This is a genomic window from Pseudomonas sp. CROZ-RG-20F-R04-15, assembly GCF_022662375.1.
Lineage (GTDB): Bacteria > Pseudomonadota > Gammaproteobacteria > Pseudomonadales > Pseudomonadaceae > Aquipseudomonas.
Window position 1 is genome coordinate 94859 of sequence record NZ_JAKNQL010000009.1, and the last position, 16626, is coordinate 111484.

The window sequence follows — 16626 nt, forward strand, 5'->3', positions numbered from 1 at the left end:
CGGCCTCATTAAGCCAAAAGCTTAATTTCCCCCCCTCCATAAATGATTACGTCATTCCTATATGAATCTGACTGAACTCAAGCAAAAGCCGATTACCGAACTGCTCGAATTGGCCGAACAGATGGGCATAGAAAATATGGCCCGTTCGCGCAAGCAGGACGTGATTTTCTCCCTGCTGAAAAAGCACGCGAAAAGCGGCGAGGAAATCTCCGGTGATGGCGTGCTGGAGATTCTCCAGGACGGCTTCGGCTTCCTGCGCTCCGCTGACGCTTCCTACCTGGCCGGCCCGGACGATATCTACGTCTCGCCAAGCCAGATCCGCCGCTTCAACTTGCGCACCGGTGACACCATCGTTGGCAAGATCCGCCCTCCGAAGGAAGGCGAGCGGTACTTCGCCCTGCTCAAGGTCGACACGATCAACTTCGATCGTCCCGAGAACGCGAAAAACAAGATTCTCTTCGAGAACCTGACCCCGCTGTTCCCGACCGTGCGCATGAAGATGGAAGCCGGCAACGGTTCCACCGAAGACTTGACCGGTCGTGTGATCGACCTGTGCGCCCCGATCGGCAAAGGCCAGCGTGGTCTGATCGTGGCACCGCCGAAAGCCGGTAAAACGATCATGCTGCAGAACATCGCAGCGAACATAGCCCGTAACAATCCTGAAGTTCATCTGATCGTGCTGCTGATCGACGAACGTCCGGAAGAAGTGACCGAAATGCAGCGCACCGTGCGCGGCGAAGTGGTTGCCTCGACCTTCGACGAGCCGCCGACCCGTCACGTGCAGGTTGCCGAAATGGTGATCGAGAAGGCCAAGCGCCTGGTCGAGCACAAGAAAGACGTGGTGATCCTGCTCGACTCCATCACCCGTCTGGCCCGTGCCTACAACACCGTGATCCCGAGCTCCGGCAAGGTATTGACCGGTGGTGTCGATGCTCACGCCCTGGAGAAGCCAAAGCGTTTCTTCGGTGCTGCGCGTAACATCGAAGAAGGCGGCTCGCTGACCATTATCGCCACCGCGCTGGTTGAAACCGGTTCGAAGATGGACGAAGTGATCTACGAAGAGTTCAAGGGTACCGGCAACATGGAACTGCCTCTGGATCGCAAGATCGCCGAGAAGCGCGTGTTCCCTGCGATCAACATCAACCGTTCCGGCACCCGCCGCGAAGAGTTGCTGACCGCCGATGACGAATTGCAGCGTATGTGGATTCTGCGCAAGCTGCTGCACCCGATGGACGAAGTGGCTGCCATCGAGTTCCTGGTCGACAAGCTGAAGACGACCAAGACCAACGACGAGTTCTTCTTGTCGATGAAGCGCAAGTAATACACACGCTGTAAAAAAGAACGCTCCCGAAAGGGGGCGTTTTTTTTTGCGTACGCGCCGCATAACTTTCGTAACGCGCTACTGTCCTTGTCTGGAGCGGTTTGTACCTACAAGGATAAGAAAGGTTATGCACACGTTTGGCAATCGCCGTGATATCGACGGATTAAGGGCGCTGGCGGTTATTCCCGTCGTGCTGTTTCATTTCGGCTTCAATACATTCAGCGGCGGCTTTGTCGGCGTCGATGTTTTTTTTGTCATTTCCGGTTTCCTGATCACCTCGATCCTTTTCCGCGAAATCAGTGCCCAGCGCTTCAGTTTCCTCGATTTCTGGGGGCGTCGCGCCCGGCGCATCCTGCCGGCATTGACTGTGGTTGTGGTGGTGACGCTGGCATTAGGCTGGCTGTTGCTGACGGCCAAAGACCTGGCTGAGCTGGGACGCACGATTCGTTACCAGTCCCTGTTCATTTCCAACATTCTGTTCATGCGCGAGGACGGCTACTTCGAGCCCGCTTCGGAACTCAAGCCGTTGCTGCACACCTGGTCGCTGGCGGTGGAAGAGCAGTACTACATTTTCTTCCCGCTGCTGATGGTGTTGCTGATGCGCTACGTCCGTCATTGGCGCTGGATGTTGTTTGCCGTGCTGCTGGTGTCGTTCGGCTTGAACATCATCTACATCGAGCGCAGACCTGAATTTGCCTTTTTCGCGCTACCGACCCGTGCCTGGGAGTTGCTCTGCGGGGCGATGCTGGCAGTAATCCCTGTGCCCAAGCATGTCGCGCGGCCATGGCTGCGTCAGTCCGTTGGCCTGGCCGGGCTGGCGGCAGTGCTGGTGGCGGTGTTCACTTTCGAAAGGACCACGGTGTTCCCGGGCTGGGCTGCACTGCTGCCGGTATTGGGCACGACGGCGCTGATCTGGTCGGGCGCACATGGCCCAACGTGGGCGGGCCGGTTGTTGAGTGTCCGCGTTCTGGTGTGGATTGGCTTGCTCTCCTATTCGCTGTACCTGTGGCATTGGCCGGTTTACGTGTATGCCAACGCGATTTCCATCGACGGCATTCAGCCGCTGGAGGCGGTCGGGTGGATGGCTCTGGCATTGGCGCTGGCCTGGCTGAGCCTTCGATACATCGAACTGCCGTTTCGTGAGAAACGCGTGTTCGCCAGTCGTAATTCGGTGTTGGTCGGCGGTCTGGTGTCGATCACGGTTCTGGCGATTACCGGCTCGGCGATTCGCTCGGCAGACGGTGTTCCACAGCGTCTGACCGGTAAGGCACTGGAATATGCGCAATCGCGCGAGTGGAACGCCGGGCAATCGAACTGCATGCACTTGAGCACGGACAAGGCTTTGACCAAATCCTGCCTTGTGGGCGGTGATCAAAATATCAAGGCGACAAAAATGTTCTGGGGCGACAGTCACGCCGCTGCATTGTTGCCGGCCATCGAAGGCAATGCCGGGCGCAACGTGCAGCCGGTGTGGTTGTACAGTTTGACCGGGTGCCCGCCGATCATCGATGACCACCTGCGCCCTCAGTGCAAAGACTTCAACCAGCGCAACATGGATCGCGTCACGAGTCTGGGGATCAAGGACGTGGTGTTGGCGGCGAACTGGAGCCTGTACGTTTATGGTCGTGAAGACGGCGATGGCGATCTGCAGTTCCTGCTTGATCGCAAGGACAACCCTCGCCAGGCAGAGCAGCGCATGGCTGCCGCGCTCAAGGCGCAAGTGGCCGAACTGCGTGAAGCGGGTGTGCAAGTCTGGCTGTTCAAGGAAGTGCCGCTGCAACACAAGAGCTTCATCGACCGTCTGACCAGTCTGGCACGCATCGGCCGTTCGGCAGAGGGTCTCGGTCGCCCGCTCAACGAGCACCTGGCTCGCCAGCAGTTTTTCACTTCATTGTTCGGCTCGATGAGCGCCGCTGATTCCGGCATTCATGTCATTGATCCGACGCCGCTGATGTGCAAGGACGGCTTGTGCGCCATCGATGTCGACGGCCACTCGCAGTACAAGGATGCGGATCATCTTTCGGACGTTGGCAGCGCCAGACTGAGCCCGTTGTTTGCGCCATTGATGCTGGGTACCAGCGACAATTGATTGATGCCAGGCTCTGACGGGCTGCTGTTTGCCCGTCAGAGCAGGTAGGATGTACGCCTATTTTGAGGGTGCCATCGTCAATGAAATTCAAGGATCTTCGGGATTTCGTGCAGCAGCTTGAGCAGCGCGGAGAGTTGAAACGCATCCAGATTCCCGTCTCGCCGGTGCTGGAAATGACCGAGGTATGCGACCGCACGCTGCGGGCCAAGGGCCCGGCGCTGCTGTTCGAAAAGCCCACCGGCTACGACATCCCGGTGCTCGGCAACCTGTTCGGCACCCCTGAGCGGGTGGCGATGGGCATGGGCGCCGAGTCGGTCAGCGAGCTGCGCGAAATCGGCAAGCTGCTGGCGTTCCTCAAGGAACCCGAGCCGCCGAAGGGCTTGAAAGACGCATGGTCCAAGCTGCCGATTTTCCGCAAGATCATCTCGATGGCGCCGAAAGTCGTCAAAGACGCGGTGTGCCAGGAAGTGGTCATCGAAGGCGACGACGTCGACCTCGCGATGCTGCCGGTACAGACCTGCTGGCCCGGCGACGTCGGCCCGCTGATCACCTGGGGCCTGACCGTCACCAAAGGCCCGAACAAGGAACGCCAGAACCTCGGTATCTACCGTCAGCAAGTGATCGGCCGCAACAAGGTGATCATGCGCTGGCTCAGCCACCGTGGCGGCGCGCTCGACTACCGCGAATGGTGCGAGAAGCATCCCGGTCAGCCGTTCCCGGTGTCCGTGGCGCTGGGCGCAGATCCGGCGACCATCCTCGGCGCGGTGACGCCAGTGCCGGACAGCCTCTCCGAATACGCTTTCGCCGGGCTCTTGCGCGGTAATCGCACCGAACTGGTCAAGTGCCGTGGCAACGACCTGCAAGTGCCGGCCACTGCCGAAATCATCCTCGAAGGCGTGATCCATCCGGGCGAAATGGCCGACGAAGGCCCGTACGGCGACCACACCGGTTACTACAACGAAGTCGACAGCTTCCCGGTGTTCACCGTCGAGCGCATCACCCACCGGATCAAACCGATCTATCACAGCACCTACACCGGCCGTCCGCCGGATGAGCCGGCGATCCTCGGCGTGGCGCTCAACGAAGTGTTCGTGCCGATCCTGCAGAAGCAGTTCCCGGAAATCACCGACTTCTACCTGCCGCCGGAAGGCTGCTCGTACCGCATGGCCATCGTGACCATGAAGAAGTCGTATCCGGGGCATGCCAAGCGCGTGATGCTCGGTGTCTGGTCGTTTTTGCGACAGTTCATGTACACCAAGTTCGTTATCGTCACTGACGACGATATCAACGCCCGAGACTGGAACGACGTGATCTGGGCCATCACTACGCGCATGGACCCCAAGCGCGACACGGTGATGATCGATAACACGCCGATCGACTACCTCGACTTCGCCTCGCCGATCTCAGGGTTAGGTTCGAAAATGGGCCTCGATGCCACCCACAAGTGGCCGGGCGAAACCACTCGCGAGTGGGGCCGCGTGATCGTCAAGGACGACGCCGTCACCCAACGGATCGATGCCATCTGGAATCAGTTAGGAATAGATTGATGCGTGTAACCCTGCAGCCCTCCGGAGCAGTGCTTGAGATACAGCCCGGTGAGCGGATTCTCGACGGCGCTCGGCGTTTGGGCTACGAATGCCCGCAAAGCTGCCGCAACGGTAATTGTCATGTGTGTGCGGCGTTGCTGGTTGAAGGCCGCGTCGCGCAGGATGGCAAAGTGCACGACCATGGCGAGTTCTACACTTGCATAGCCGAGCCGCTGGAAGACTGCATCCTGCTGTGGGATGGCGTGCTCGCGCTGGGAGAACTGCCGGTGCGCAGCCTGTCGTGTCAGGTCATCGAATGCCGGGACGTCGGCGGCGACACTTGGCGTGTGCGCCTGCGTGCGCCGGCCGGCAAGCCTCCGCGCTATCACGCCGGGCAGTATTTGATGATCGAGCGCGAGAATGGTGAGAAATCAGCGTTCTCCATGGCCTCGGCGCCGCACGGCGGGCGTGATCTGGAAATCCATGTGCTGGCGCGCGAAGCCAGTGCACTGAGCCTGATCGAACAGCTGCAACGCAACGCGATGGTGCGTGTCGAGCTGCCATTCGGTGATACGCATCTGGCCGAGCTGCCGGACGGGCCGCTGGTGTTGGTCGCCGCCGGCACCGGCATGGGCCAGATTCACGCGCTGATCGAACACTGCCGCGCTAACGGCTTCAAACACCCCGTGCATCTGTATTGGGGCGTGCGCCGTCCGGAAGATTTCTATGAGATCGAACATTGGGACGAATGGCTGAAATTACCCAATCTGTTCCTGCACAAAGTCGTCAGCGATCAATGCGGTTGGGAAGGGCGCTGCGGCATGTTGCATGAGGCTGTCTGTGAAGACTTCCCGGATCTGAAACCGCTGCACGTCTACGCCAGCGGCTCGCCGGCCATGGTCTACGGCACGCTCGACGCATTGGTCGAAGCCGGGATGGACGCCCATCAAATGCGTGCGGACGTATTCGCTTACGCCCCCCGCTCCTGATTTTTTATAACTCGCTATATAGCCGATCGGTATTTATGTAATTGCATAAATACCGCTAGGTTATATACCAATCAGGCATTCAATTAAGAACTGTGCCATGGCACTCAAATTGCCTTAAAACATATGTGCCTTATTGTTACAACGGTGCGTTCTATTAAGTAATTCTTCACCCGCGGGGAGCTGAACGCTATTCGCCATGAGCGCCATTGAAAACGCTTTTCTGAATTTGAATTACCCTCCGCGGCTCGATCTTGGGCCGCAGCTGACGCACGAACAACTTCTCGCTTCCATGCAATCGACCATGGCGCGCCACAGGGGCGGGCCGGTGTGGCTGTTCGCCTACGGTTCGCTGATCTGGCGCCCGGAGTGTTCGGCGGTAGAGCGGGTTCGCGGACGCGTGCATGGCTACCATCGCGGTTTGTACCTGTGGTCGCACGAGCACCGTGGTACGCCGGAAATGCCGGGGCTGGTGTTTGGTCTGGATCGTGGCGGTTCTTGCAGCGGCTTTGCTTATCGCTTGCCGGAGGACAATCTTGACGCGGCGCTCTATGCGCTGTGGAAACGCGAGATGCCGGTGCCGTCTTATCGGCCACACTGGCTCAATTGCCGTCTCGCCGACGGTAGCCAGGTGCAGGCCTTGGGATTCGTGTTGGAGCGACACCTGCCCAGCTATGCCGGCAACTTGCCGGATCATGTGCTGAGCCAGGTGTTCGAGAGCGCCAGCGGGCGTTACGGCACCACTCGCGATTATGTCGAGCAGACCGCCCACGCCCTGCGCAGCCACGCCATGCCAGACCGCAATCTGGAGGCGCGGCTCAAACGCTGTCAATCACAGGCCGATCAAGCGACCGCTTCACGGCTCTGACTGGCGACTTGCTTGTGCCACAGCGTCGGGGCCAGGAAGGCCATCGACAGCAGGCAAGCGCCCACCAGCAGCACAAAACCACCGTCCCAGCCGAAATGGTCCACGGTGTAGCCCATCGCCGCACTGGCCGCGACCGAACCACCGAGATAACCGAACAGACCGGTGAAGCCTGCAGCCGTGCCGGCGGCTTTCTTCGGTGCCAGTTCCAGTGCCTGCAAGCCGATCAACATCACCGGGCCGTAGATCAGGAAGCCGATCGAGAACAGCGCGATCATGTCGACGGTCGGGTTGCCGGCCGGGTTCAGCCAGTAAACCAGCGTTGCCACAGTCACCAATGCCATGAACACCATGCCGGTCAGGCCACGGTTGCCACGGAAGATCTTGTCCGACATCCAGCCGCACAGCAGCGTGCCCGGAATACCTGCCCACTCGTAGAAAAAGTAAGCCCACGAGGTTTTATCCACGGTGAAACCCTTGGCTTCCTTCAGATAGGTCGGTGCCCAGTCCAGCACGCCGTAGCGCAGCAAGTAAACGAAGACGTTGGCCATGGCGATGTACCAGAGCATTTTGTTGCGCAGAACGTATTTGACGAAGATCTCTTTCGCGCTGAATTCGTCTTCATGGCTGGCGTCGTAGCCTTCCGGGTAATCGTTCTTGTACTTCTCGATCGGCGGCAGGCCGACCGATTGTGGGGTGTCGCGCATGGTGATGAAGGCAAACACCGCCACGCCCAGAGCCACCGCTGCCGGTACGTAAAACGCCGCGTGCCAGTCGTTGAACAAACCCATGCCGAGCAGGAACAGCGGGCCGATCAGGCCGCCACCGACGTTATGCGCCACGTTCCATACGGACACCACACCGCCACGTTCCTTCTGCGACCACCAGTGCACCATGGTCCGGCCACTCGGCGGCCAGCCCATGCCCTGGGCCCAACCGTTGATGAACAGCAGGATGAACATCATGGTCACGCTGGACGTTGCCCAAGGCGCGAAACCGAAAATGAACATCACCCCGGCCGACACCAGCAGGCCGAACGGCAGGAAGTAGCGCGGATTGGAACGGTCGGACACCAGGCCCATGAGGAATTTCGACAAGCCATAGGCAATGGCGATCGCCGACATCGCCAGACCCAGATCACCACGGCTGTAGCCCTCGTCAATCAGGTACGGCATGGCCAGCGAAAAGTTTTTGCGCAGCAGGTAATAACCGGCGTAGCCAAAGAAAATACCGGCGAAGATCTGCCAGCGCAGGCGTCGGTACGTGCTGTCTATTTTTTCTTCAGGCAATGGAGCCTGATGTGCGGCAGGACGAAAGAAAGCAAACATTCAAGAGCTCCAGATTTCTTGTTTTGACTGCGGATGCGAATGTTACAGTTTCGTTACCGAAAATAGCACCGGTTCGCATTGGCAAAACAGCGGAAATGTTGGAAATCGCACGTTCCTTTATGAACCTGTCGCTCAGCTGTAAGAACAGGGCGTTTTCGTCGCGCTCGGGACGTTGTGACTTAGACTCGCGATTTACAGATCGACTGATTTCGCGAGATAAACGATGACCCCGAAAGTTCGCAGGCTATTGCCCAGACTGTTGATGGTTGCTGCGGTGACTGCTTCAGTACTGGTGTTGAGCTTCGCACAGGGTTCTGCAGCGCCCGGCTTGCGCAATGTCACCGTATTGATCGTCCGTCATGCGGAAAAGCCTGATGTCGGCCGTGAACTCAATGCCCGGGGCGAACAGCGCGCCGCTGCCTACGCGGACTATTTCACCTCGTTGCAGCTGGACGACCAGACACTCACGCCCCAGCGTCTGATCGCTACCGCCGACAGCCCGGAAAGCATCCGACCGCGTCAGACACTGATTCCACTGTCCCAGCGCCTGCAGTTGCCCATCGAACAGCCCTACGCCAATAACGACGTCGACAAACTGGTCAGCCTGCTGCGCAAGAACAATCAGGCGAAAACCGTGTTGATCGCTTGGCATCACGGCCACATCAATAAACTGATTGCCGCTTTCGGCGGCGATGGTCCGGCACTGATCGGCCAGCCGAAATGGCCGGTGGATGTTTACGACTGGCTGATCGTTCTGCGCTTCGATGACAAGGGAAAGCTGGTTGGGTCACAGAGCGAAAAGGTTCAGGAACATCTGATGCCGGGCGACATTGCGGCGTCGCCCGGTCGTTGAAGAGTCTCAGCGAACCTTCACCACCACCTTCCCGACAGCCTTGCGCTGGCCAAGATCATTGATCGCCTGCGCCGCATTGCTCAGCGGATACACCTGCGACACCAGCGGTTTCAACTTGCCCTCGGCAAACCAGCCGAATAACTGCTGGAAGTTCGCCGCGTTGTCCTGCGGCTGGCGCTGGGCGAAGGAGCCCCAGAACACGCCGAGCACCGCCGCGCCCTTGAGCAGGGCAAGGTTGACCGGCAATTCCGGAATCCGACCGCTGGCGAAGCCGACTACCAGCAGGCGGCCGTTCCAGGCGATGGCGCGGATGGCCTGGTCGAACAGATCGCCACCGACCGGGTCATAGATCACGTCAGCGCCCTGACCATCAGTGAGGCGTTTTATTTCGTCCTTGAGGCTGGTTTCGCTGTAGTTGATCAGCTCGTCGGCGCCGGCAGCCTTGGCCACGGCGAGTTTCTCGGCGCTGCTGGCGGCGGCGATGACGCGAGCGCCCATGGCTTTACCGATTTCCACGGCGGCCAGACCGACCCCGCCGGAAGCACCGAGTACCAGCAGGGTTTCGCCCGGTTGCAGGTTGGCGCGTTGCTTGAGGGCGTGCATCGAGGTGCCGTAGGTCATGCTGAAAGCGGCGGCGATGTTGAAGTCCAGTGACGGCGGGATCGGCAGCACGTTGTAGCCCGGCACCGCGACCTGTTCGGCGAAGCTGCCCCAACCGGTCAGGGCCATGACCCGGTCGCCGACCTTGAGGTGGCTGACCTTTTCCCCGACTTCGCGAACCACACCCGCCGCTTCACCACCCGGCGAGAACGGGAAGGGCGGCTTGAACTGGTACTTGCCCTCGATGATCAGCGTGTCCGGGAAATTGACCCCGGCGGCGTGCACGTCCAGGAGGATTTCATTCTTCTTCGCGACGGGACTGGCGACGTCTTCCAGCACCAGCGATTCGGCAGGGCCGAAGGCTTTGCACAGCACGGCTTTCATCAGGGCTATTCCTTTGGGAGTGATGGCCGATAAGTGTAGGTGTGTCAGTCAACGGGTCAACGAGCATGCCCGGCCCTGATAGTCAGCCATAAGCTTGTGCTTGCGCGGCGGGTCGTTATGCTAGGCCGCAAACCGGATAAGGAGCGAATTGTGAAAGCGTGGATCATGTTGTTGCTGGCCCTGTCTCTGCCTGTGGCAGCGCTGGCCGAAGAAGCCAAAGAAGGCGAGGCGCCGAAGGTAAGCTACATCACCCTGAGCCCGCCGTTCGTGGGCAACTATGGCCTGGATGGCACGCCGAAGCTGAAAGTCTTCAAAGCCGACGTGGCGCTGCGTGTGACCGGCGAGGAATCGGCGAAACTGGTCAAGGCCAACGAACCGTTGATCCGCAATCAACTGGTAGCGTTGTTTACTCAGCAGACGACCGAGGCGATGGGCAGCATCGAAGGTAAAGAGAAGCTGCGTCAGGAAGCGTTGAAGCAGACTCAGCAAGTGATGAATGACGAGACCGGCAAGCCGGTGGTTGAAGATCTGTTGTTCAACAACCTGATCATTCAGTAAGACATTCTTTGTCCGGGCGGGCCTCTTCGCGAGCAGGCTCGCTCCCATACTGGACTTGTGATGATGCGCATTTTTGCGTTCAGCGAAGATCCCTGTGGGAGCGAGCCTGCTCGCGAAGGCATTTTGTCAGGCGAAGGATAATTCAGGGTTTGAGCGCAATCACCGCCGCCCATTGCTCCGCCGTCACCGGCATCACCGACAACCGCGATCCCTTCTGCACCAACGGCATCTCGGCCAACTCGGTCTGCTGCTTCAGATAGTCCAGCTTCAACACCCGGGCAAACGTCTCGACGTGTTCGACATCGATCGCACTCCAGGCATTTTTCTCCGGGGTAGCCTTGGGATCGAAGTAATGACTCTCCGGCTCCAGTGCGGTGGGATCCGGGTACGCCGCCTCGATAATCCTGCCAATTCCGGCAATTCCCGGCTCCGGGCAACTGGAATGGTAGAAAAAGAACTCATCGCCCACCGCCATCGCCCGCAGGAAATTGCGCGCCTGATAGTTGCGAACCCCGTCCCAGCGCGCTTTGCCGAGCTTTTCCAGACCTTTGATCGAGAGTTCGTCGGGCTCGGACTTCATCAGCCAATAGGCCATGGTTTTTTGCTCCTGAAACGGTCATTGGGCAGGTTGTCGGGCAATTTTATGACAAACCGACAGTCGGTTGACGTCAGCGTTTGCGCGCAGGTTCACGTTGTCGCAAAATGCCGGCCTTTAAAGCTTGACGCTGCTGCACGGCCTACGAACGGAAACCGCTGCTGTCATCGTGATGATGTGCCTTGAGGGGGGCAATCGATGAAACGCAAACCGGATTTGCTATGGACTTTGGTAATTTTGTTTGGCCTGGGCGTCGTGACCACCGGTTACGCGCAGAGTCTGTGGTCGAACAAGACCGATGCGCCGATTGAAGTCGCGCAACAAGTACAACAGTCGACAGCCTTCAAACGCTGAAACTGCTTCTTCGACGCCGCTGTTCTGCGCGGCGTCCTATCCCGCGAAATACCATGCCTTGTCGCTGACCGTGCCTTGTAACGGTACATCCCAGCTTGCCTGCGCCAAACGTTCGACCTTCTGACATTCATGGGCCAGCCCCAGCAGCGTCGGCTTGCGCCAGCTTTTGCGCCGGGCCAGATACGCCAGGCTGCGATCATAAAAGCCGCCACCCATCCCCAGCCGCCCACCGACATCGTCAAACCCGACTAAAGGCAACAACACCAGATCCAGCGCCCAGACTTTGCGTTGCTGTGCCAGATTGGCCCGTGGCTCGAGAATGCGGAAGCGGTTGGGTTTGAGTTTCTCGCCGGGGCGGATGCGCTGAAACACCATCTTGGTTCGCGGCCAGGCGCTGAGCACCGGCAAGTAGGTCGATTTGCCCCGACGTTGTGCTTCACGCAGCAGCAGGCGCGGATCGATTTCACCGTCGGTGGGTAAATATAGAGAGATGTGTTTCGCCCGGCGAAAATGCGGGTCTTGTGCCAGTTGCCGGTACAGGCCTTTGGCGGCTTGCCGTTGTTCGCTTTTGCTCAGCGAACGGCGCGCCTTGCGCAGCAGGCGGCGGAGTTGCGGGCGGGGCAGCAGCGCGGGTTCGGTCATGGTTCGGCTTCGGCAGGTTGGACGAAAACGTACGCATAAAAAATCCGATGGCGGTTTTCACCGACATCGGATTCGAATCAGGCTCCCCGGATGAACCGCTGTCAACTTAGCCCTTGAACCCGAAAGTTCAAGGTGGAAGATGCAGTAGACTTTAAGGCTTTCCGTCTAGCGGACATGCACACCAGCCCAACGTGCAACTTCCAGGGTAGTGCGAATCGGCTCAGGGACATCGTCAACTGGCAAGCACCCCAGGGAGTGCCGCGAGTATACCGCAAGCGGCCAGTCGAATCAGCCCTTGGTGGTGTTCTGATCGTCGGCGAGCACCAGATCGACACGATCGAGCAAGTCACGTACCTGTTCACGGGTCGAACCGCTGGCCTGGATGTCCGGACGCTCTTCTTTGTGCAAGAGGTCGTGGGTGATGTTCAGCGCGGCCATCACGGCGATACGGTCGGCACCAATGACTTTGCCGCTGCTGCGGATTTCGCGCATCTTGCCATCGAGGTAGCGGGCGGCACTGACCAGATTGCTGCGTTCTTCCTGCGGGCAGATGATCGAATATTCTTTATCGAGGATCTGCACGGTAACGCTATTGCTTGAACTCATGAGTCTTGCTCCAGGGCCTTGAGGCGCGAAATCATCGATTCGACCTTACGCCGGGCGATTTCGTTTTTTTCAATGAGGTGAGCGCGTTCCTCGCGCCAGGTCTTTTCCTGAGCTAGTAAGAGTGCATTTTGACTCTTTAGTTGCTCGACTCGGCCAATCAGCAGTTCGAGTCTGGCCATCAGCGCTTGCAGGTCGGTGTCTTCCATTGTGTCCACGTGTTCGTCTGATGGGTGGTAGCTGGCGGACAGCCTTTAATAGTCTTGGCGAGTCTGTCGATGTAGGATACAAGGCCTTCATTCTAGACATAGCGCCGTCTGGCGCCTAGCTGCCCATGACCATTGCGAATTCCCCGTACCAAGCCTTTGCCACCCTGCTGACCTCCAGCGGCCACAACGTCTCGCCTGCCGAACTGCACGGTGTGCTGCTCGGGCGCAGTTGCGCCGGTGCCGGCTTCGATAACGAAGGCTGGCTGATCGATGCCGCCGAACTGCTCGAAGGCGACATTCAGGACAACGTCCGCAACGCCCTGATCGGCCTGCAAGAGATGGTCAAAGGCGAGCTGACCGGCGACGACGTCACTGTCGTCCTGCTGCTGCCGACCGATGACGCACCGCTGGCCGAGCGCGCCGCTGCACTGGGCGAGTGGTGCCAGGGCTTCCTCAGCGGGTTCGGCCTGAACTGCCGCGACAGCAGCATGCTCAGCACTGAAGCCACCGAAGTGCTGCAGGATCTGGCCGCCATTTCCCAGGTGCAGGATGCGCTGGAAGAGTCTGAAGACGGCGAGACCGACTACATGGAAGTCATGGAGTACCTGCGCGTCGCGCCGCTGCTGCTGTTCTCGGAAACCAAAAAAGCCGACGTACCGCCAGCCGCCAAGCCGTCGCTGCATTAATCGCGTGCCAGGGAAAGCCATCTGCCCATGATCCATATCCCCAAAGCGGAATACAGCCGTCGCCGCAAGGCCCTGATGGCGCAGATGGAACCCAACAGCATCGCGATCCTGCCCGCCGCCGCAGTGGCCATCCGCAACCGCGACGTCGAGCATGTCTACCGTCAGGACAGCGATTTCCAGTACCTCAGCGGCTTTCCCGAGCCGCAAGCCGTCATCGTTCTGATGCCCGGCCGCGAGCACGGCGAGTACCTGTTGTTCTGCCGTGAACGCAACGCCGAACGCGAATTGTGGGACGGCTTGCGTGCAGGACAGGAGGGCGCGATCCGCGACTTCGGTGCCGACGACGCCTTCCCGATTACCGACATCGACGACATCCTCCCGGGCCTGATCGAAGGTCGCGACCGGGTGTATTCGGCGATGGGCAGCAACCCCGAATTTGATCGTCACCTGATGGACTGGATCAACGTGATCCGCTCCAAGGCGCACCTCGGCGCCCAGCCACCGAACGAATTCGTTGCCCTGGATCATCTGCTGCACGACATGCGCCTGTATAAATCAGCGGCAGAAGTGAAGGTGATGCGCGAAGCCGCACGAATCTCGGCGCAAGCCCACATCCGCGCGATGCAGGCCAGTCGGGCCGGGCTCCACGAATACAGTCTCGAAGCCGAGCTCGATTACGAATTCCGCAAGGGCGGGGCGAAGATGCCGGCCTACGGGTCGATCGTCGCCGCCGGGCGCAACAGCTGCATCCTGCATTACCAGCAGAATGACGCGGTGCTCAAGGACGGCGATCTGGTGTTGATCGACGCCGGTTGCGAGATCGATTGCTACGCCAGCGACATCACTCGCACCTGGCCGGTCAGCGGCAAGTTTTCGCCCGAGCAGAAAGCGATTTACGAATTGGTCTTGGCCTCGCAGGAAGCCGCATTCGCTGAAATCGCGCCGAACAAGCATTGGAATCAGGCGCACGAAGCCACGGTGCGCGTGATCACCAGCGGGCTGGTGAAGCTCGGATTGTTGCAAGGCGAAGTCGACGAATTGATCGCCAGCGAAGCCTATAAAGCCTTTTACATGCACCGCGCCGGTCACTGGCTGGGCATGGATGTACATGACGTCGGCGAGTACAAGGTCGGCGGCGAATGGCGCGTGCTGGAAGTCGGCATGGCGCTGACCGTCGAGCCGGGCATCTACATCGCCCCGGACAATCAGACCGTCGCGAAGAAATGGCGCGGCATTGGCGTGCGCATCGAGGACGACGTGGTCGTGACTAAAACGGGCTGTGAAATCCTCACCAGCGGCGTGCCGAAAACCGTCGCCGACATCGAAGCGCTGATGGCACAAGCAAGGACCCACGCGGCATGAGTCGAGTCAATCTGGCAATCATCGGTGGTGGTCTGGTCGGCGCCAGTCTGGCGTTGGCCTTGCAGGCCGGGGCCAAGGCGCGTGGCTGGAAGATCGTCCTGATCGAGCCGTTCGCTCCGGGCGACAGCTGGCAGCCGAGCTACGACGCGCGTTCGTCGGCGCTGTCCTTTGGCTCGCGGCAGATTTATCAACGGCTCGGTGTATGGCGGGAAATCTCCCGCCGCGCCGAGCCGATCAAACAGATTCACGTCTCTGATCGTGGTCGTTTCTCCACCGCGCGTTTGTCGGCGATGGAAGAGGGCGTGCCAGCGCTCGGTTATGTTGTGGAAAACGCCTGGCTCGGCCAGTGCCTGTGGCAGCACGTCGACAAAGACGTCATCAGCTGGCGCTGCCCGGCGGAAGTCACGCGCATGGAGCCGTTGCCCGACGGCTATCGCCTCACCCTCAACGATGAAACCACGCTGGAATGCGATCTCGCGGTACTTGCCGATGGCGGGCGCTCCGGGCTGCGCGAACAACTGGGCATCAACGTGCGCAAGCGTCCATACAACCAGAGCGCGCTGATCGCCAACATCACCCCGAGCGAAGCGCACAACGGCATGGCTTTCGAGCGCTTCACCGACGAAGGGCCGATGGCGCTGCTGCCGCTGCCGGAAAACCGCTGCGCTTTGGTCTGGACCCGTCTGGGCATGGACGCGCAGCGCCTGGCCGATTTGAGCGAGCGTGATTTTCTCAGCGAGTTGCAGGGCGTGTTCGGGTACCGCCTCGGCACGCTGAAGCAGGTTGGCGCGCGGCATTTGTATCCGTTGACGCTGGTCGAAGCCGAAGAACAAGTGCGTTCGCATCTGGCCGTGCTCGGGAATGCCGCGCATAGCCTGCACCCGATAGCCGGGCAGGGTTTCAACCTGTCGCTGCGTGACGCCGATGCCTTGGCCGCTGCGTTGCTGGCCAGCGATAAGCCGCTGGGCGACTTCGCCACGTTGCAGGCGTATCGCGAGCGTCAGCGTCTGGATCAGGACCTTACCGTCGGGTTCTCCGATCAGGTCACGCGGCTGTTCGGCAGCACGCAGCCATTGGTGTCGCTGGGTCGCAATATCGGTTTGCTCGGTCTCGATCTGCTGCCGCCGGCCAAGCGCTGGTTTGCGCGTCAGGCCATGGGTTTGGGAACGCGTCCGGATGCTTAAGTGGCTGACCGCTAAATTCGGCAAGGCGCGGTTGATGCGCTGGGTGATGACGTTCTACCCGCCTTATCTTGGCGCCGGTGTACGAGTTCGGCACATCAGCGATGACTTCCGCGACGTTCAGGTATCGATGGGCCTTGGCTGGTACAACCGCAACTACGTCGGCACCCAGTTTGGCGGCAGCCTGTATTCGATGGTCGACCCGTTTTTCATGCTGATGCTCATGGAAAACCTCGGCTCGAAGTACATCGTCTGGGACAAGGCTGCGGACATCGATTTCATTGCGCCGGGCAAAGGCCCGGTGTTCGCCCGGTTTACGATCGACGAGACTTTGCTCGCCGAGATCCGCCGGCAAACCGCCAATGGCGAGAAATACCTGCCGCAGTTGCAGGTCGACATTCATGACGGCGCCGGCAATCTGGTGGCGCGGGTCGGTAAAACCCTTTACGTGCGGCTCAAGCCGCAAGCGAGACAGGCTTAAAGC

At 59.7% G+C, this 16626-nt stretch carries 18 protein-coding genes and 1 other RNA gene; 12 read left to right on the forward strand and 7 right to left on the reverse strand.

Annotated elements, in window-relative coordinates:
• Positions 1-61: 61 nt before the first annotated feature.
• The 5 genes from rho (at position 62) to L8H52_RS15290 (ending at position 6790) form a co-directional block, all read left to right on the forward strand.
• A complete protein-coding gene (gene rho / locus L8H52_RS15270) occupies positions 62-1321 on the forward strand; it encodes a transcription termination factor Rho (RefSeq protein ID WP_003229334.1) in 1260 nt (419 codons plus the stop codon).
• A 127-nt stretch (positions 1322-1448) separates the two neighbouring features.
• Positions 1449-3410, forward strand: a complete 1962-nt coding sequence (locus L8H52_RS15275) for an acyltransferase family protein (RefSeq protein ID WP_242207718.1) — start codon at positions 1449-1451, stop codon at positions 3408-3410.
• Positions 3411-3490: 80 nt separating this feature from the next.
• A complete protein-coding gene (gene ubiD, locus L8H52_RS15280) occupies positions 3491-4957 on the forward strand; it encodes a 4-hydroxy-3-polyprenylbenzoate decarboxylase (RefSeq protein WP_034151998.1) in 1467 nt (488 codons plus the stop codon).
• Positions 4957-5925, forward strand: coding sequence for a CDP-6-deoxy-delta-3,4-glucoseen reductase (locus L8H52_RS15285; protein WP_016985911.1), 969 nt, complete (start codon positions 4957-4959; stop codon positions 5923-5925). The genes ubiD and L8H52_RS15285 overlap by 1 nt, the downstream gene beginning before the upstream one ends.
• A 196-nt stretch (positions 5926-6121) precedes the next feature.
• On the forward strand, positions 6122-6790 hold the full coding sequence (locus L8H52_RS15290) for a gamma-glutamylcyclotransferase (protein WP_242207719.1): 669 nt from the start codon (positions 6122-6124) through the stop codon (positions 6788-6790).
• On the opposite strand, the gene glpT is transcribed toward L8H52_RS15290, so the two are convergent.
• Positions 6766-8115, reverse strand: coding sequence for a glycerol-3-phosphate transporter (glpT, locus tag L8H52_RS15295; protein WP_007911178.1), 1350 nt, complete (start codon positions 8113-8115; stop codon positions 6766-6768). The two genes, L8H52_RS15290 and glpT, sit on opposite strands and share 25 nt — an antisense overlap.
• A 223-nt stretch (positions 8116-8338) precedes the next feature.
• Here glpT and L8H52_RS15300 point away from each other — a divergent pair, with 223 nt between their 5' ends.
• Positions 8339-8968, forward strand: coding sequence for a flagellar basal body-associated protein FliL (locus L8H52_RS15300; protein WP_242207720.1), 630 nt, complete (start codon positions 8339-8341; stop codon positions 8966-8968).
• A 6-nt stretch (positions 8969-8974) separates the two neighbouring features.
• Here the strand turns inward: L8H52_RS15300 and L8H52_RS15305 are convergent, their stop codons facing one another.
• Complete coding sequence (locus tag L8H52_RS15305) at positions 8975-9952, reverse strand: NADPH:quinone oxidoreductase family protein (RefSeq protein ID WP_242207721.1); 978 nt, start codon at positions 9950-9952, stop codon at positions 8975-8977.
• A gap of 150 nt (positions 9953-10102) precedes the next feature.
• On the opposite strand from L8H52_RS15305, the gene L8H52_RS15310 reads away from it, so the two are divergent.
• Complete coding sequence (locus L8H52_RS15310) at positions 10103-10510, forward strand: flagellar basal body-associated protein FliL (protein WP_242207722.1); 408 nt, start codon at positions 10103-10105, stop codon at positions 10508-10510.
• A 142-nt stretch (positions 10511-10652) separates the two neighbouring features.
• Here the strand turns inward: L8H52_RS15310 and L8H52_RS15315 are convergent, their stop codons facing one another.
• Positions 10653-11105 (reverse strand): EVE domain-containing protein, encoded by a 453-nt coding sequence (locus L8H52_RS15315; protein WP_242207723.1) that lies wholly within the window; start codon positions 11103-11105, stop codon positions 10653-10655.
• A gap of 198 nt (positions 11106-11303) precedes the next feature.
• Between L8H52_RS15315 and L8H52_RS15320 the strand changes: the two genes are divergently transcribed.
• Entirely contained in the window at positions 11304-11459 is a 156-nt protein-coding gene (locus L8H52_RS15320; protein ID WP_095186895.1) for a hypothetical protein, read from the forward strand.
• 36 nt (positions 11460-11495) lie between these two features.
• Here L8H52_RS15320 and L8H52_RS15325 read toward each other — a convergent pair whose 3' ends face one another.
• The 4 genes from L8H52_RS15325 to L8H52_RS15340 form a co-directional block, all read right to left on the reverse strand.
• Positions 11496-12101 carry a 5-formyltetrahydrofolate cyclo-ligase gene (locus L8H52_RS15325; RefSeq protein ID WP_242207724.1) on the reverse strand — a complete coding sequence of 202 codons (606 nt, stop codon included), beginning with the start codon at positions 12099-12101 and terminating at the stop codon, positions 11496-11498.
• 79 nt (positions 12102-12180) lie between these two features.
• Positions 12181-12359, reverse strand: a non-coding RNA gene (gene ssrS / locus L8H52_RS15330) — 6S RNA.
• A gap of 30 nt (positions 12360-12389) precedes the next feature.
• On the reverse strand, positions 12390-12707 hold the full coding sequence (locus L8H52_RS15335) for a cell division protein ZapA (protein ID WP_034151990.1): 318 nt from the start codon (positions 12705-12707) through the stop codon (positions 12390-12392).
• The gene (locus L8H52_RS15340; RefSeq protein ID WP_007911197.1) at positions 12704-12913 is read right to left on the reverse strand and encodes a TIGR02449 family protein; all 210 of its coding nucleotides are present in this window, start codon (positions 12911-12913) and stop codon (positions 12704-12706) included. Before L8H52_RS15340 ends, L8H52_RS15335 begins: the two co-directional genes overlap by 4 nt.
• Before the next feature lie 125 nt (positions 12914-13038).
• On the opposite strand from L8H52_RS15340, the gene L8H52_RS15345 reads away from it, so the two are divergent.
• Genes L8H52_RS15345 through L8H52_RS15360 form a run of 4 tightly spaced genes read left to right on the forward strand, consistent with a single transcriptional unit; the run spans position 13039 to position 16623 of the window.
• Entirely contained in the window at positions 13039-13599 is a 561-nt protein-coding gene (locus L8H52_RS15345) for a YecA family protein (protein ID WP_123532641.1), read from the forward strand.
• A 27-nt stretch (positions 13600-13626) separates the two neighbouring features.
• The gene (pepP, locus tag L8H52_RS15350; RefSeq protein WP_242207725.1) at positions 13627-14961 is read left to right on the forward strand and encodes a Xaa-Pro aminopeptidase; all 1335 of its coding nucleotides are present in this window, start codon (positions 13627-13629) and stop codon (positions 14959-14961) included.
• Entirely contained in the window at positions 14958-16145 is a 1188-nt protein-coding gene (gene ubiH, locus L8H52_RS15355; RefSeq protein ID WP_242207726.1) for a 2-octaprenyl-6-methoxyphenyl hydroxylase, read from the forward strand. The genes pepP and ubiH overlap by 4 nt, the downstream gene beginning before the upstream one ends.
• A complete protein-coding gene (locus L8H52_RS15360; RefSeq protein ID WP_242207727.1) occupies positions 16138-16623 on the forward strand; it encodes a DUF4442 domain-containing protein in 486 nt (161 codons plus the stop codon). The genes ubiH and L8H52_RS15360 overlap by 8 nt, the downstream gene beginning before the upstream one ends.
• The last annotated feature ends 3 nt before the right edge of the window (positions 16624-16626 follow it).

Coding starts and splice junctions, on each gene's coding strand:
- L8H52_RS15335 (WP_034151990.1), bottom strand. CDS start 12,707: ATGAGTTCAAGCAATAGCGTTACCGTGCAGATCCTCGATAAAGAATAT.
- ubiD (WP_034151998.1), top strand. CDS start 3,491: ATGAAATTCAAGGATCTTCGGGATTTCGTGCAGCAGCTTGAGCAGCGC.
- L8H52_RS15275 (WP_242207718.1), top strand. CDS start 1,449: ATGCACACGTTTGGCAATCGCCGTGATATCGACGGATTAAGGGCGCTG.
- rho (WP_003229334.1), top strand. CDS start 62: ATGAATCTGACTGAACTCAAGCAAAAGCCGATTACCGAACTGCTCGAA.
- L8H52_RS15325 (WP_242207724.1), bottom strand. CDS start 12,101: ATGACCGAACCCGCGCTGCTGCCCCGCCCGCAACTCCGCCGCCTGCTG.
- L8H52_RS15340 (WP_007911197.1), bottom strand. CDS start 12,913: ATGGAAGACACCGACCTGCAAGCGCTGATGGCCAGACTCGAACTGCTG.
- glpT (WP_007911178.1), bottom strand. CDS start 8,115: ATGTTTGCTTTCTTTCGTCCTGCCGCACATCAGGCTCCATTGCCTGAA.
- L8H52_RS15305 (WP_242207721.1), bottom strand. CDS start 9,952: ATGAAAGCCGTGCTGTGCAAAGCCTTCGGCCCTGCCGAATCGCTGGTG.
- L8H52_RS15315 (WP_242207723.1), bottom strand. CDS start 11,105: ATGGCCTATTGGCTGATGAAGTCCGAGCCCGACGAACTCTCGATCAAA.
- pepP (WP_242207725.1), top strand. CDS start 13,627: ATGATCCATATCCCCAAAGCGGAATACAGCCGTCGCCGCAAGGCCCTG.
- ubiH (WP_242207726.1), top strand. CDS start 14,958: ATGAGTCGAGTCAATCTGGCAATCATCGGTGGTGGTCTGGTCGGCGCC.
- L8H52_RS15320 (WP_095186895.1), top strand. CDS start 11,304: ATGAAACGCAAACCGGATTTGCTATGGACTTTGGTAATTTTGTTTGGC.
- L8H52_RS15360 (WP_242207727.1), top strand. CDS start 16,138: ATGCTTAAGTGGCTGACCGCTAAATTCGGCAAGGCGCGGTTGATGCGC.
- L8H52_RS15285 (WP_016985911.1), top strand. CDS start 4,957: ATGCGTGTAACCCTGCAGCCCTCCGGAGCAGTGCTTGAGATACAGCCC.
- L8H52_RS15345 (WP_123532641.1), top strand. CDS start 13,039: ATGACCATTGCGAATTCCCCGTACCAAGCCTTTGCCACCCTGCTGACC.
- L8H52_RS15290 (WP_242207719.1), top strand. CDS start 6,122: ATGAGCGCCATTGAAAACGCTTTTCTGAATTTGAATTACCCTCCGCGG.
- L8H52_RS15300 (WP_242207720.1), top strand. CDS start 8,339: ATGACCCCGAAAGTTCGCAGGCTATTGCCCAGACTGTTGATGGTTGCT.